Origin of the sequence: Citrobacter sp. 50677481, from assembly GCF_001463265.1 — a bacterium.
Taxonomy (GTDB): domain Bacteria; phylum Pseudomonadota; class Gammaproteobacteria; order Enterobacterales; family Enterobacteriaceae; genus Citrobacter_A; species Citrobacter_A sedlakii.
In genome coordinates this window covers 134,910-148,544 of record NZ_LNHZ01000051.1, presented here as the reverse complement: position 1 = coordinate 148,544, position 13,635 = coordinate 134,910, and the positions used below count along the sequence as shown (strand labels likewise).

Annotated in this window: 13 protein-coding genes; 7 read left to right on the top strand and 6 right to left on the bottom strand. The window is 53.3% G+C overall.

From position 1 onward, the window contains the following. Positions 1-5: 5 nt before the first annotated feature. Positions 6-1,184 (bottom strand): D-xylose utilization transcriptional activator XylR, encoded by a 1,179-nt coding sequence (gene xylR, locus APU02_RS13290; RefSeq protein WP_042286856.1) that lies wholly within the window; start codon positions 1,182-1,184, stop codon positions 6-8. Between the two features lie 328 nt (positions 1,185-1,512). Between xylR and xylA the strand changes: the two genes are divergently transcribed. The 3 genes from xylA (at position 1,513) to yiaB (ending at position 4,905) form a co-directional block, all read left to right on the top strand. Next, on the top strand, positions 1,513-2,835 hold the full coding sequence (gene xylA, locus APU02_RS13285; protein ID WP_042286853.1) for a xylose isomerase: 1,323 nt from the start codon (positions 1,513-1,515) through the stop codon (positions 2,833-2,835). Between the two features lie 99 nt (positions 2,836-2,934). Next, positions 2,935-4,389, top strand: a complete 1,455-nt coding sequence (xylB, locus tag APU02_RS13280) for a xylulokinase (RefSeq protein ID WP_060570236.1) — start codon at positions 2,935-2,937, stop codon at positions 4,387-4,389. 171 nt (positions 4,390-4,560) lie between these two features. Next, on the top strand, positions 4,561-4,905 hold the full coding sequence (yiaB, locus tag APU02_RS13275; protein WP_042286847.1) for an inner membrane protein YiaB: 345 nt from the start codon (positions 4,561-4,563) through the stop codon (positions 4,903-4,905). A 126-nt stretch (positions 4,906-5,031) separates the two neighbouring features. On the opposite strand, the gene APU02_RS13270 is transcribed toward yiaB, so the two are convergent. Next, positions 5,032-6,027 (bottom strand): acyltransferase, encoded by a 996-nt coding sequence (locus tag APU02_RS13270; protein WP_060570300.1) that lies wholly within the window; start codon positions 6,025-6,027, stop codon positions 5,032-5,034. A 176-nt stretch (positions 6,028-6,203) separates the two neighbouring features. On the opposite strand from APU02_RS13270, the gene APU02_RS13265 reads away from it, so the two are divergent. From APU02_RS13265 to hokA, 4 genes are all read left to right on the top strand, one after another. After that, positions 6,204-6,506: a YsaB family lipoprotein gene (locus APU02_RS13265; protein ID WP_042286840.1), complete on the top strand. Its 303-nt coding sequence runs from the start codon at positions 6,204-6,206 to the stop codon at positions 6,504-6,506. A 95-nt stretch (positions 6,507-6,601) separates the two neighbouring features. Continuing rightward, entirely contained in the window at positions 6,602-7,513 is a 912-nt protein-coding gene (gene glyQ, locus APU02_RS13260) for a glycine--tRNA ligase subunit alpha (protein ID WP_060570235.1), read from the top strand. A gap of 9 nt (positions 7,514-7,522) precedes the next feature. Next, entirely contained in the window at positions 7,523-9,592 is a 2,070-nt protein-coding gene (gene glyS / locus APU02_RS13255; RefSeq protein ID WP_042286836.1) for a glycine--tRNA ligase subunit beta, read from the top strand. 328 nt (positions 9,593-9,920) lie between these two features. Further along, positions 9,921-10,073: a type I toxin-antitoxin system toxin HokA gene (gene hokA, locus APU02_RS13250; RefSeq protein WP_120714894.1), complete on the top strand. Its 153-nt coding sequence runs from the start codon at positions 9,921-9,923 to the stop codon at positions 10,071-10,073. Positions 10,074-10,203: 130 nt separating this feature from the next. Here hokA and cueP read toward each other — a convergent pair whose 3' ends face one another. From cueP to APU02_RS13230, 4 genes are all read right to left on the bottom strand, one after another. Beyond that, on the bottom strand, positions 10,204-10,743 hold the full coding sequence (gene cueP, locus APU02_RS13245) for a copper-binding periplasmic metallochaperone CueP (protein WP_060570234.1): 540 nt from the start codon (positions 10,741-10,743) through the stop codon (positions 10,204-10,206). 162 nt (positions 10,744-10,905) lie between these two features. Then, positions 10,906-11,118 (bottom strand): RNA chaperone/antiterminator CspA, encoded by a 213-nt coding sequence (gene cspA / locus APU02_RS13240; RefSeq protein ID WP_000014594.1) that lies wholly within the window; start codon positions 11,116-11,118, stop codon positions 10,906-10,908. 272 nt (positions 11,119-11,390) lie between these two features. Continuing rightward, entirely contained in the window at positions 11,391-11,681 is a 291-nt protein-coding gene (locus APU02_RS13235; RefSeq protein ID WP_042286829.1) for an HTH-type transcriptional regulator, read from the bottom strand. A gap of 252 nt (positions 11,682-11,933) precedes the next feature. After that, positions 11,934-13,304 carry an MFS transporter gene (locus APU02_RS13230; RefSeq protein WP_042286826.1) on the bottom strand — a complete coding sequence of 457 codons (1,371 nt, stop codon included), beginning with the start codon at positions 13,302-13,304 and terminating at the stop codon, positions 11,934-11,936. Positions 13,305-13,635: the final 331 nt, after the last annotated feature.

Below are 13,635 nucleotides of genomic sequence, written 5' to 3'. Positions count from 1 at the left end.
TCTCCTCACATCAATACTTCACTGTTCACATCGCGGTACTCTTTTGGCGTCGTACCATATTCTTTTTTGAACACGGAATAGAAATATTGTAGCGAAGGGTATCCACACATTTGGGAGATTTCGTTAATCGACAAGGTGGTGGAGATCAGCAGGCTCCGGGCTTTCTCCAGCTTTTCTGCATGGATCACGGCGTGAATCGTTTCGCCGACCTCCTCTTTAAAACGTTTTTCGAGATTTGAACGGGAAATGCCGACGGCATCCAGGACCTGCTCTACCTTAATGCCTTTGCAGGCGTGATTACGGATAAAATGCATGGCCTGAATCACCGCAGGGTCGGTAAGGGAACGGTAGTCCGTAGAGCGTCGTTCGACCACACGAACCGGCGGTACCAGAATCCGCTGGAGCGGCATTTCCTCATTCGCGAGCAGACGGTGCAGTAGCTTTGCGGCCTGATAGCCCATCTGCCGCGCCCCTTGCGCCACCGATGACAGCGCCACGCGGGACAGATAGCGGGTCAGCTCCTCGTTATCAATCCCAATTACACACAGCTTTTCTGGCACCGGAATATGAAGATGCTCACACACCTGCAGGACATGGCGGGCGCGGGCGTCGGTCACAGCGATAATACCGGTTTGCGGCGGCAGGGTTTGCAGCCAGTCCGCCAGTCGATTCTGCGCGTGTTGCCACAGCTCCGGCGCGGTTTCCAGCCCCTGGTATACTACGCCCCGGTATTTTTCTTCCGCCACCAGTTGGCGGAAAGCGTGCTCGCGCTCCGCGGCCCAGCGTTTCCCACTGGACGGCGGCAGTCCGTAAAAGGCGAAACGGTTAATGCCTTTCTCTTTCAGATGCAGGAAGGCGCTCTCGACCAGAGCATGGTTATCGGTGGCGATGTAATGTACCGGCGGGTAATTTTCCGCGAGGTGATAGGAGCCGCCTACGCCGACGATGGGAACGTCAACGTCGACCAGCAAACGCGCGATTTCCGCATCGTCGTAGTCGGCAATCACGCCATCGCCTAGCCATTCTTTGATGTTATCAATGCGGGCGCGAAAATCTTCTTCTATGAATATATCCCATTCAGACTGCGACGCTTGTAAATATTCACCGACACCCTCTACAACCTGGCGGTCATAGGCTTTATTCGCATTAAATAACAGGGTAATACGGTGACGTTTATCAAACATAAGAACATATCCTGAACGATGTGAACATGGGCTGGTCGATACTATCACTGGCGTGGCGCCATGCGAAATTGACCATAGCGAAACGAGGAAGGCAATTCTCATTTCTTATCTGGCGGTTACGGTTTTTTGTTTATTTCTCAACCTTCGAGCTGGATCGCTTTTTATCCCCCCTCATTTCTGCGGTTTTGCGCCTTTTTTTGGGAGCCAGCGCACATTTGGGTATTCTCTTAATGGCGGTGTGAAATAACGTAATTGAGCTCTAAATCGGGAAATTCCAGTATTAAGTCATCGCAATTACTCGCTGTATTACCTGATTACGGAGCTTATTATGCAGGCTTATTTTGACCAACTCGATCGTGTGCGTTTCGAAGGCGCCAAATCCACGAATCCTTTAGCGTTTCGTCATTACAATCCTGATGAAGTCGTGCTGGGCAAACGGATGGAAGATCATCTGCGCTTTGCTGCCTGCTACTGGCATACCTTCTGCTGGAACGGGGCGGATATGTTCGGCGTCGGCGCGTTCAACCGTCCGTGGCAGCAACCGGGTGAAGCGCTGGCGCTGGCAGAACGTAAAGCAGATGTCGCGTTTGAGTTTTTTCACAAGCTGAATGTTCCGTTCTACTGCTTCCACGATGTCGACGTTTCTCCGGAAGGCGCGTCGCTGAAAGAGTATAAAAACAACTTCGCCCACATGGTCGATGTGCTGGCCGCGAAACAAGAAGAAAGCGGCGTGAAGCTGCTGTGGGGCACCGCAAACTGCTTCACCAACCCACGTTACGGCGCAGGCGCAGCGACCAACCCGGACCCGGAGGTCTTTAGCTGGGCGGCCACGCAGGTGGTGACGGCGATGGAAGCCACTCACAAGCTGGGCGGCGAAAACTACGTGCTGTGGGGCGGTCGTGAAGGCTATGAAACCTTGCTGAACACCGACCTGCGTCAGGAACGCGAACAAATTGGCCGCTTCATGCAGATGGTCGTTGAGCACAAACACAAAATTGGCTTCCAGGGAACGCTGCTGATCGAGCCGAAACCGCAAGAGCCCACCAAGCATCAGTATGATTACGACGCGGCGACCGTCTATGGCTTCCTGAAGCAGTTTGGTCTGGAAAAAGAGATCAAACTGAATATTGAAGCGAACCACGCCACGCTGGCAGGCCACTCTTTCCATCATGAAATTGCGACCGCGATCGCGCTGGGCCTGTTTGGATCTGTTGATGCTAACCGCGGCGACGCGCAGTTGGGCTGGGATACCGACCAGTTCCCGAACAGCGTTGAGGAAAATGCGCTGGTCATGTATGAAATCCTGAAAGCGGGCGGCTTCACCACTGGGGGCCTGAACTTTGACGCCAAAGTCCGTCGTCAGAGCACCGACAAATACGATCTGTTCTACGGTCATATCGGCGCGATGGACACCATGGCGCTGTCGCTGAAAATCGCTGCGCGCATGATCGAGGATGGCGAGCTGGATAAACGCGTGGCGAAGCGTTATGCAGGCTGGAACAGCGAACTGGGTCAGCAGATCCTCAAAGGCCAGATGTCGTTAAGCGAACTGGCGCAGTATGCTGAACAGCATAACCTGGCGCCGGTTCATCAGAGTGGACATCAGGAGCAGTTGGAAAACCTGGTGAACTATTATCTGTTCGACAAATAAGCGTTTTTGCCGGGCGGCGCTCTGTTTGCCCGGCCTACGGTTGTTGTAGGCCCGGTGAGCTTCGCGCTGCCGGGCCTTTTCATTGAAGGAACCCACAACATGTATATCGGGATCGATCTTGGCACCTCGGGCGTGAAGGCTATTTTGCTCAACGAGCAGGGCGAGGTTGTGGCATCGCAAACGGAAAAGCTCACCGTCTCTCGTCCCCACCCGCTTTGGTCTGAGCAGGACCCCGAGCAGTGGTGGCTGGCGACCGACCGCGCCATAAAGGCGCTCGGCAAGCAACATTCGTTGCGCAATGTTAAAGCGTTGGGGATTGCCGGACAAATGCACGGCGCGACGTTACTTGACGCCCGACAGCGCGTTTTGCGTCCCGCCATTTTATGGAACGACGGGCGCTGCGGCGAAGAATGCGCGCTACTGGAGACGCAGGTTCCGCAGTCGCGTGAAATCACCGGCAACCTGATGATGCCCGGCTTTACCGCGCCGAAGCTGCTCTGGGTGAAGCGCCATGAGCCGGATATTTTCCGCCAGGTGGCGAAAGTGCTGCTGCCGAAGGATTATCTGCGTTTACGTATGACGGGCGAGTTTGCCAGCGATATGTCGGATGCGGCGGGAACAATGTGGCTGGATGTTGAAAAGCGCGACTGGAGCGACGTGATGCTGAATGCCTGCGGCCTGAGCCGTGACCATATGCCCACGCTGTTTGAAGGCAGCGACATCAGCGGAACGCTGCTACCAGAGATCGCGATGGCGTGGGGAATGCCGTCGGTATCGGTTGTCGCGGGTGGGGGAGACAATGCGGCGGGGGCTGTGGGCGTCGGGATGATTGATGCCAATCAGGCCATGCTGTCGCTGGGTACCTCCGGGGTTTATTTTGCTGTCAGTGAAGGATTTCTTAGCAAGCCGGAAAGTGCCGTGCACAGCTTCTGTCACGCGTTGCCGGGCCGCTGGCATTTGATGTCGGTGATGCTGAGCGCGGCGTCCTGCCTTGACTGGGCGGCAAAACTCACCGGGCTGGAAACCGTCCCCGCACTGTTGGCGGCGGCCCAGAAAGCGGATGACAGCGCCGATCCCGTCTGGTTTTTACCGTATCTTTCCGGCGAGCGGACGCCGCATAACAATCCACAGGCGAAGGGGGTTTTCTTTGGTCTGACGCACCAGCACGGTCCGGCTGAACTGGCGCGCGCGGTGCTGGAAGGGGTCGGTTATGCGCTGGCCGACGGGATGGATGTCGTGCATGCTTGCGGCGTGAAGCCGCAAGGCATTACGCTTATCGGCGGCGGCGCGCGTAGCGCCTGGTGGCGACAAATGCTGGCAGATATCAGCGGACTGCAGTTGGATTACCGCACGGGGGGCGATGTCGGGCCAGCGCTTGGCGCAGCCCGTCTGGCGCAGATCGCCGTCAATCCGGAGAAGCCGTTATCTGAGCTGCTGCCGGAGCTGCCGCTGGAACAAACGCATCTGCCTGACGCACAGCGTCATACGCTTTATCAGCAGCGACGCGAAACGTTCCGCCGTCTTTATCAACAGTTACATCCCCTGATGTCCTGATCGCACTCCCTCCTGTATACAGGAGGGATTTATTCTGCGTATAGAAATGATTTATCAATAAATTATTTATATGAATTTATTCTTAAACTCTTTCACTTAAGTCTTTTTTAATTGTTGTTCCTGTCGGGTTATCCCTAATCTGCATAACACGCGTTGGATAAGGAGATCCCAGTGAAAGGCGCAACGTTGATTGCATGGCTGTTATGTATTTCAGGCACGTTGACTTACGTTATTGGCCTATGGCGAGCATGCCCGTTACTCAGTGGAAAAGGCTATTTTCTCGGGGTGCTGATGACCGCATGGTTTGTCACATGGGTTTATCTACGAGAAATGACGCGTGGTCAACTTGACGAACGCTTTATTGTCGTCTGCAAACTGGTGGCATTAATTACGATGGGTTTATTTTGCGTCGGAATTATGAATGCGCCGCTCACGACAGTGGAGAAAGTGATTCACCCCATTGCTCTCTTTGTCAGTCTTCTGGGGTTTGTTCGTCTCATACGTGCGTCAGATTAGTAAGATAATGATTTTATTATTGTGGTGCCTGACCTGTTTATTATTGCGGCGATTGAAACGCCGTCTTGCCTGAAGTCGTTAATTCTTACTCTCTACGCCCGGTCAGCACAGACCGGGCGTTTTGTTTCAGCTAACCAGTCGGCGGGTATCGACCCGCTGCAACAGCATTGACAGCAGTAAACTGACGCAAAGCGTTGCGCTAAAAATCCACAGCATGTCCAGCGGCGGCCAGCGTTTGATCTCCAGGCCGCTGGTGCGCAACGCGTGAATGATCAACGCATGGAACCCGTAAATGCCCAGCGAATGGCGGGAGATCAGCCCAAGCCCCGGAAGCGTTCCGCCATTCAGCGTGTTTTTCACCAGCGTCAGTAGCGCGATGGCGCAGATAAACACCATTGGCCCACAATAAAGATACCAGGTATCAGCGAAATTACCGCGCCACTGTAGCTCGTGCAGCGTGCCACGAGAAATAACCCCGACGGCGACAATAAATACCACGGCGCTTAGCCAACTTAGCGCCCGTTTTTGTGTCTCCATCATGCCGATCGCACGTCCCAACATGCCATAGAGGATGTAATAGAAGGTGTCGCCGTTGATATACAAATTGATGGGCAACCATTCAACCCCGCCGATTTTTTGCGGTACGGTATTGGGGTTGGCGACAATACCTGTCACGACCATCAGCACCAGCAGCATCTTGCCGCTGACGTTTTTTACCTGGATCAGCGGTGAAACCAGGTAGATCACGGCGATCGCAAAGAAAAACCACAGATGATAGAACACCGGTTTTTGCAGCAGATTTTTGAGAGAAAGTTCAGCGTTAATAGAGGTAAACAGCGTGATGTATGCCAACGCGACGGCGCTGTAGAACAAAAGGCACAGGGCGATGCGCACGAAATGGCGCTTTTGCGCGCTGCGTTCGCCAAAAAAGAGGTAACCTGAAATCATAAAAAACAGCGGTACGCTGACGCGGGAAGCGGAATTCAGGATATTCGCGAGATCCCAGTTCGCGGGGCTGACGCTGTGGGCGTTGGTGATGTACCAGGTCGTGGTATGGATCATCACCACCATCAAACAGGCGATCCCTCGCAGGTTATCAATCCAGAAAATTTTGGGCTGCATCAGTTCCTCTGTTTCGATGTTAAAAAAGGTCTGACTCACATTTCATCAGCCTGTCTTGTTGGAAAAATCTGAGTTTTTACGCTAAAGCTTGTGATGGCCCGGTAGGGTTCGCAAAAATATGTTTGCCCTGCACCGTAATAATAATAAAACGTTCTCATCCACCAGGCGGTAATAAAATGATGATAAAGCCACTCTTTTCAGCCGTTGTCTTCGTCATGCTGACGGGCTGCGCCGTGACGCCGCCACCGCCGCAAAAGGCGCAGCAGGCTAAAATGAGCCCAACGCGCTCGCTGGATATGGAAGCGCTCTGCAAAGATCAGGCGGCCCGACGTTACAACACGGACACGAAAGAAATTGATGTCACCGGCTTCGAACAGTTTCAGGCAAGCTATGAGATGCGCGGTTATACCTTCCGTAAAGAGAGTTTTGTCTGCTCTTTTGACGCGGATGGGCAGTTTTTACATCTTTCCATGCGCTAAGCCCTGCCTTTTTCCCGTTACGTACTGTATATCTTGCAGTCAGCGGGTATACTGGACCCTTCCTTTAAATCCACACGTATCCAGCACGAAATAATATGCAAAAGTTTGATACCAGGACCTTCCAGGGCTTGATCCTGACCTTACAGGATTACTGGGCTCGCCAGGGCTGTACCATTGTTCAACCATTGGACATGGAAGTCGGCGCGGGAACTTCACATCCCATGACCTGCCTGCGCGCGCTGGGGCCAGAACCGATGGCGACTGCTTATGTGCAGCCTTCTCGTCGTCCGACCGATGGTCGTTATGGCGAAAACCCGAACCGTTTACAGCACTATTACCAGTTCCAGGTGGTGATTAAGCCGTCTCCGGACAACATTCAGGAACTGTATCTTGGCTCGCTGAAAGAACTGGGTATGGACCCGACCATCCACGATATCCGTTTCGTTGAAGATAACTGGGAAAACCCGACGCTGGGCGCCTGGGGTCTTGGCTGGGAAGTGTGGCTGAACGGTATGGAAGTGACGCAGTTCACTTACTTCCAGCAGGTTGGCGGCCTGGAGTGTAAGCCGGTTACCGGTGAGATCACCTACGGCCTGGAACGTCTGGCGATGTACATTCAGGGCGTAGACAGCGTTTATGACCTGGTCTGGAGCGACGGCCCGTTGGGTAAAACCACCTACGGCGACGTGTTCCATCAAAACGAAGTGGAGCAATCCACCTATAACTTCGAATACGCGGATGTGGATTTTCTCTTTACCTGCTTCGAGCAGTACGAGAAAGAAGCGCAGCAGCTGCTGGCGCTGGAAAACCCGCTGCCGCTACCCGCTTACGAGCGTATTCTGAAGGCCGCCCATAGCTTCAACCTGCTGGATGCGCGTAAAGCCATCTCCGTCACCGAGCGTCAGCGCTACATTCTGCGCATTCGCACCCTGACCAAAGCAGTGGCAGAAGCTTACTACGCTTCCCGTGAAGCCCTCGGCTTCCCGATGTGCAATAAAGACAACTAAGAGGCGGCCATGTCTGAGAAAACTTTTCTGGTGGAAATTGGCACTGAAGAGCTGCCACCAAAAGCCCTGCGCAGCCTGGCTGAGTCCTTTGCTGCGAACGTCACTGCGGAGCTGGATAACGCTGGCCTCGCACACGGCAACGTTGAATGGTTTGCCGCGCCGCGCCGTCTGGCGCTGAAAGTGGCGAACCTTGCAGAGTCCCAACCCGATCGCGAAGTGGAAAAACGCGGTCCGGCGATTGCGCAGGCTTTCGATGCAGAAGGCAATCCGAGCAAAGCGGCTGAAGGCTGGGCGCGCGGCTGCGGTATCACCGTCGACCAGGCCGAGCGTCTGACCACGGACAAAGGCGAATGGCTGCTGTATCGCGCTCATGTGAAAGGCGAGCGCGCCGAAGTATTGCTGCCGAACATGATCGCCACGTCTTTGACGAAGTTGCCGATTCCGAAACTGATGCGTTGGGGCGCGTCTGACGTCCATTTCGTGCGTCCGGTTCATACGGTAACGCTGTTGTTGGGCGACAAGGTGCTGCCGGCAACGATTCTGGGTATCCAGTCCGATCGCGTGATTCGCGGTCATCGCTTTATGGGCGAGCCAGAATTCACCATCGACAATGCCGATCAGTATCCGCAAATTTTGCTGGAGCGCGGTAAAGTCATGGCCGACTATGAAGCGCGTAAAGCGAAAATCAAAGCTGACGCCATTGAGGCGGCGCGCAACATTGGCGGTAACGCCGACCTGAGCGAAAGCCTGCTGGAAGAAGTCACCTCGCTGGTGGAATGGCCGGTGGTGCTGACCGCGAAGTTCGAAGAGAAATTCCTTGCGGTGCCGTCTGAAGCGCTGGTTTACACCATGAAAGGCGACCAGAAATACTTCCCGGTTTACGCGAATGACGGCAAACTGCTGCCGAACTTTATCTTCGTCGCCAACATCGAATCCAAAGATCCTCAGCAGATCATCTCCGGTAATGAGAAGGTGGTTCGCCCGCGTCTGGCGGATGCGGAGTTCTTCTTCAATACCGACCGTAAAAAACGTCTGGAAGATCATCTGCCGCGTCTGCAAACCGTATTGTTTCAGCAGCAACTGGGTACGCTGCGTGACAAAACCGATCGCATTCAGGCGCTGGCTGGCTGGATTGCCGGTCAGATCGGCGCAGACGTGAATCACGCGACTCGGGCGGGCCTGCTGTCAAAATGCGACCTGATGACCAATATGGTCTTTGAGTTCACTGACACTCAGGGCGTCATGGGCATGCACTATGCTCGCCACGACGGCGAAGCAGAAGATGTGGCTGTCGCGCTGAACGAGCAGTATCAGCCGCGCTTTGCGGGCGATGCGCTGCCGTCTAATCTGGTAGCCTGCGCGCTGGCGATTGCGGACAAAATGGACACTCTGGCGGGTATCTTCGGCATTGGTCAGCATCCGAAAGGAGATAAAGATCCGTTCGCGCTGCGTCGAGCCGCGCTGGGCGTACTGCGCATCATCGTCGAGAAAAACCTGAATCTGGATCTACAGACACTGACCGAAGAAGCGGCGCGTTTGTATGGCGACAAGCTGACCAACGCGAACGTCGTGGACGATGTGATCGACTTTATGCTCGGTCGTTTCCGCGCCTGGTACCAGGACGAAGGTTATAGCGTTGACACCATTCAGGCGGTACTGGCGCGTCGTCCGACGCGTCCGGCAGACTTCGACGCGCGTATGAAGGCCGTCTCACACTTCCGTACGCTGGAAGCCGCGTCGGCGCTGGCGGCAGCAAACAAGCGTGTCTCCAATATTCTGGCGAAGTCTGATGAAACGCTGAATGACATCGTTCACGCATCCGTACTGAAAGAGGCGGCGGAAATGGCGCTGGCCAGAGACCTGGTGGTACTGCGTGACAAGCTGCAGCCATACTTTGCCGAAGGTCGCTACCAGGACGCGCTGATTGAACTGGCTTCCCTGCGTCAACCGGTGGATGAGTTCTTTGAGAATGTGATGGTCAATGCGGAAGACAAAGAGGTGCGTATCAACCGTCTGACGCTGCTGTCTAAACTCCGTGAGCTGTTCCTGCAAGTCGCGGATATTTCGCTGCTGCAATAAGCGAATCGTTAATAATAAAAAGCCTGCCATTGCGCGGGCTTTTTTATTGTCAAAAAATGATTAATAGAATCGCTAATAATATTCTGCTAAATGACAATGTATAATTCATTGAGCGGAAGAAAATACTTTAGGAATTTATTAACGAAGGCAAACACGATATTTGCAGTAGAATGCAGACGGGTGCTTGAGACTGGCTGTCTCAGGTATTCACCAGATGGCAGACAGAGAAAAGCCCCACCTGACAATAAATCAAAGTGAGGCCGCCTCTATGCTTCAACACCATAAGAGTAGCCTCTTACCTGTTGAAAATCAACACCGGAGGCTGATGATGCCGCAAAGATGTATATTGTGCAGTTTAATAGTGATATGTCTCACTATTTTATTATTTACCTGGATGGTTCGTGATTCATTATGCGAATTACATATCAGACAGGGAAATAATGAACTGGCGGCGTTTTTAGCCTGTGAAGTGAAACAGTAAGAGCATCTGGCGGGGCGTTGTCCCCGCCATTCTTCTGGTGTGAAGCATTCTCAATGCACCCTTTTACTCTTTACGTTACTGTGTTTTTCGCCCGATCGGCATAGCGCTATCGGGCATTATCATTATGCGTTTATTGTAACCGCAATTCCGTCAGACAGGTCTGGCTGTCTTCTCTTGTCGCAATAGCATGAGACGCCATTTTCCCGTTGTAGCTCACCTCGATTATCCCTTCCATATTGCGCGGCAGCCACACGCCGATAAAGCCGTTCTGATGGCTTTTCATCGGTTTCTCAATTAGCACATCGCCTTTGCTGTCCGTGATTTTGACGTTAAATGTGGTGTCAGGCATTTCCCCCTGGCAGCCGGAGAGGCTGTGGTTAAAGCAGGGATGGGTCTGGCGCTGGTAGGGCGCAAAGGAAAGATAAAACTTTTCGCCCAACGGCAGTGTATACGACTGCTCGCCGGAAGAGAGTTTCAGCGCCGTACTGGTAATGGAGGCAGACAGGGGGAGCGGGCGCGCCTGCGGCGTCTGGTCAAGCGCATCGACCATCTGTTCGACGGTTTTACCGGCAAGCCCATGTTCCGCCAGGAAAGCGGCTTGAGGAGAAGCAGCGAAAACAGTGCCGCTGGCGAACAGGCCCAGCGTCAACAGCAGAGGACGTATAGACATTGTATCAATTCCATGTGAAAAGAAAGGATATCACTATAAAGCTTTCCCTAAGGGGAAGGTCAAAGCCAGACGAGGTAAAGTAATGCAAAGACAGGAGGGCAGGGGGGAGATAAAAAAATCCCCGCCGTCTGGCAGGGATTCTGAAAACTGAGCTTTTAAAGCTTACAGGCTGGTTACGTTGCCAGCTGCCGGGCCTTTAGCGCCGCTTTCGATGGTGAAGGAAACTTTCTGACCTTCATCCAGAGATTTGTAGCCATCGTTCTGGATAGCAGAGAAGTGTACGAACACGTCTTTAGAGCCATCGTCAGGAGTGATGAAGCCGAAGCCTTTGTCAGCGTTGAACCATTTTACGATACCAGTCATTTTACCGGACATAGTGTATTACCTTTTAAAAAATAAGTGTGCCTTTCGGCGATATGGCGTGCTTTACAGATTTTTTAAGCGTTAAAGGAAATGCGCACTACGAGGGGTATCAACGATAACTCTTGAAGGGGACTGCCTTACTAAACTGCTTTAATGGTCTGTACGTCAAACCGTTGAACGCATTAACTCATGTAACGCCGGGTGATGCAACTTTTATTTTACTTCTTTCTGCTTTATGGTCGAAAAACGGTCCTGAAACAGGACCGTTCATCCTAAGAGACAGGTCATTCCATCAACTGCTTACTGAGCGCCGGGTTAGCTTGTATCAGGCGCATCAGCTTCAATTCGGTACTCGAAGGCTTCACGCGTTTCGATTCCCATTCCTGAACCATGGCGACAGACACGCCTAACGCTCTGGCGAAATCGTCAATTTTAAGTCCGCTGCCCCGTCTGCACTGTTCAATGTCAGTGAGGGAGGCGGATTTTTGCGTCAGGGTCGTTCTCGGCAATTCATCTTTAAAAACAATTTGTTCCAGGCTGCTCAGCAGCTCAAACATCGGATCTTTATATTCCATTTAGAACTCCTGTAAATCACACAGCGGGATCGTGAATTTCATCGAAGCCAGTTAAGAATAGTCGTAAAAGAGAAAGTTTGTGGGCCGTCACAGTTTTTAGTGGATGAAAAGACACGTTTCAGCGCCGCGCAGGACTATTTTGTAGCCTGCTAAGAATCTGATAATGAGCGGATTACGCTACGGTAAAGGACGTATTGTAAAGATTGCAAAAATATGACGCTTCCCGACAGGCGCGCACCTGTCGGGAAAACATCAGGCTTTTTGTGTGGCGTTGCCTGGGTCTTTTGCCGTCCCCGGCGACGTGGAAAGCTGGCGATTGCCCACCCAATATTTCACCATCAGGGCGAAGGCGGAAACCAGCGCAGGGATCGCCAGGAAGGTGAAAATGGTTTCAAAAGCCAGTTGCGCCTGCATCAGGAACGCGCCGCTAAACGCGCCAAGAATGCCGCCGAAGCGACCCAGACCCAGCATCCATGCCACGCCGGTGGCGCGCCCCTGAGTCGGATAAAACCCGGCGGCCAGCGCGGGCATGGACGATTGCGCACCATTCATTATCGTCCCGGCGATAAAGACCATCACGCCCATCAATACCAGACTGCTGGTAGAGAACCCGACCAGGCAGACGAACACCCCGGTCAGCAGCCAGCCCACCGCCACCACTTTGTTCGGGTTGAACTTATCCATTAACGCGCCGAGCACCAGAACGCCAATACCGCCGCCCAATGGGAAGAGGGCGGTAATAATCGACGCCTGGCTCAGGGTCGCGCCCGTTTCGCGGATCAGCAGCGGCAGCCAACTGGTCAACAGATAAAAAATCAGCAGACCCATAAAGTAGGTCAGACAGAGCATGACTGTCCCGAGCGCATAGCGCGGTGAGAAGATCACGCCCAGCGCCGATTTCTCTTTTACCTGGCCGGTTTCATGCAACACAAAATGGGTGGCGTCGGGAACGGGGGCGATGCGGCGCAGAATCGCGCCAATTTGCTGTTGGGATCTGTTTTTAACCACCAGATAACGGGCCGATTCCGGCAGCAGAAACACCAGTATTACCGCCAGCGCCAGCGGCATCACGCCGCCGAGGATCAGTACGCTCTGCCAGCCGTAGTGTGGAATTAACCACGCAGAGATAAAGCCACCCATTGATGAGCCGATCGGAAAGCCGACAAACATCAGGTTCACCAGCAGCGCGCGGCGGCGCTCCGGGGCATATTCGCTCATTAAGGTGGCGGCATTCGGCATCGCCGCCCCCAGCCCCAGCCCGGTTAAAAAACGCAGCGCGGTCAACTGATTGAGCGAACTGGCAAAGGCGGTCAGCAGGCTGAAGCCGCCGAAGACGATGATCGACATGATCAGCACCTTTTTGCGGCCAATCCGGTCCGCCATCGGACCTGCGGTCAGCGCCCCGACGGCGAGGCCGACCAGCGCGGCGCTCATGACTGGCCCGAGCGCGGATTTTTCCACGCCCCATTCGGAAACCAGATCGGAGGCAATGAAGCCAATAATGGCGGTGTCGAATCCGTCCATCGCGACGGTCACAAAGCACAGCACGAGAATCATCCACTGGTATTTCGAGAAAGGATGCTCGTTAATAAACGCTTGAATATCAGTCGTTCTGTTTGTCATGCGGTTATTCCTGCAAAAGCAAGGCGGGGGGACAGAGGCTTTTTTATATTCTCCACCGCAGGCGTTGAAATTGAATGTGCGATTATCGAACATTTATTCGTTAATCGTTCGTTTAATCAAAACATTGAAGTGACGCCTGGGCAATCGTTCCGCCGTGGTTAACGTGCGATAATCGGTCGAATTAGCCGGATATTGTCGGTAAACGGAGTAAAAGCGCTGATAAATCATAGTGCTATTTCTGTACCGCGCCATTCTTCTGACCGCGGTAATTGTGATGTAATTAACAATAAAGTAACAAGTCAGGGAAGGATGTCTGGTGATATAAATTCCG

Coding starts and splice junctions, on each gene's coding strand:
- cueP (WP_060570234.1), bottom strand. CDS start 10,743: ATGTCTATACGTCCTCTGCTGTTGACGCTGGGCCTGTTCGCCAGCGGC.
- xylB (WP_060570236.1), top strand. CDS start 2,935: ATGTATATCGGGATCGATCTTGGCACCTCGGGCGTGAAGGCTATTTTG.
- xylA (WP_042286853.1), top strand. CDS start 1,513: ATGCAGGCTTATTTTGACCAACTCGATCGTGTGCGTTTCGAAGGCGCC.
- APU02_RS13270 (WP_060570300.1), bottom strand. CDS start 6,027: ATGCAGCCCAAAATTTTCTGGATTGATAACCTGCGAGGGATCGCCTGT.
- hokA (WP_120714894.1), top strand. CDS start 9,921: ATGCCGCAAAGATGTATATTGTGCAGTTTAATAGTGATATGTCTCACT.
- glyQ (WP_060570235.1), top strand. CDS start 6,602: ATGCAAAAGTTTGATACCAGGACCTTCCAGGGCTTGATCCTGACCTTA.
- xylR (WP_042286856.1), bottom strand. CDS start 1,184: ATGTTTGATAAACGTCACCGTATTACCCTGTTATTTAATGCGAATAAA.
- glyS (WP_042286836.1), top strand. CDS start 7,523: ATGTCTGAGAAAACTTTTCTGGTGGAAATTGGCACTGAAGAGCTGCCA.
- APU02_RS13230 (WP_042286826.1), bottom strand. CDS start 13,304: ATGACAAACAGAACGACTGATATTCAAGCGTTTATTAACGAGCATCCT.
- APU02_RS13235 (WP_042286829.1), bottom strand. CDS start 11,681: ATGGAATATAAAGATCCGATGTTTGAGCTGCTGAGCAGCCTGGAACAA.
- APU02_RS13265 (WP_042286840.1), top strand. CDS start 6,204: ATGATGATAAAGCCACTCTTTTCAGCCGTTGTCTTCGTCATGCTGACG.
- cspA (WP_000014594.1), bottom strand. CDS start 11,118: ATGTCCGGTAAAATGACTGGTATCGTAAAATGGTTCAACGCTGACAAA.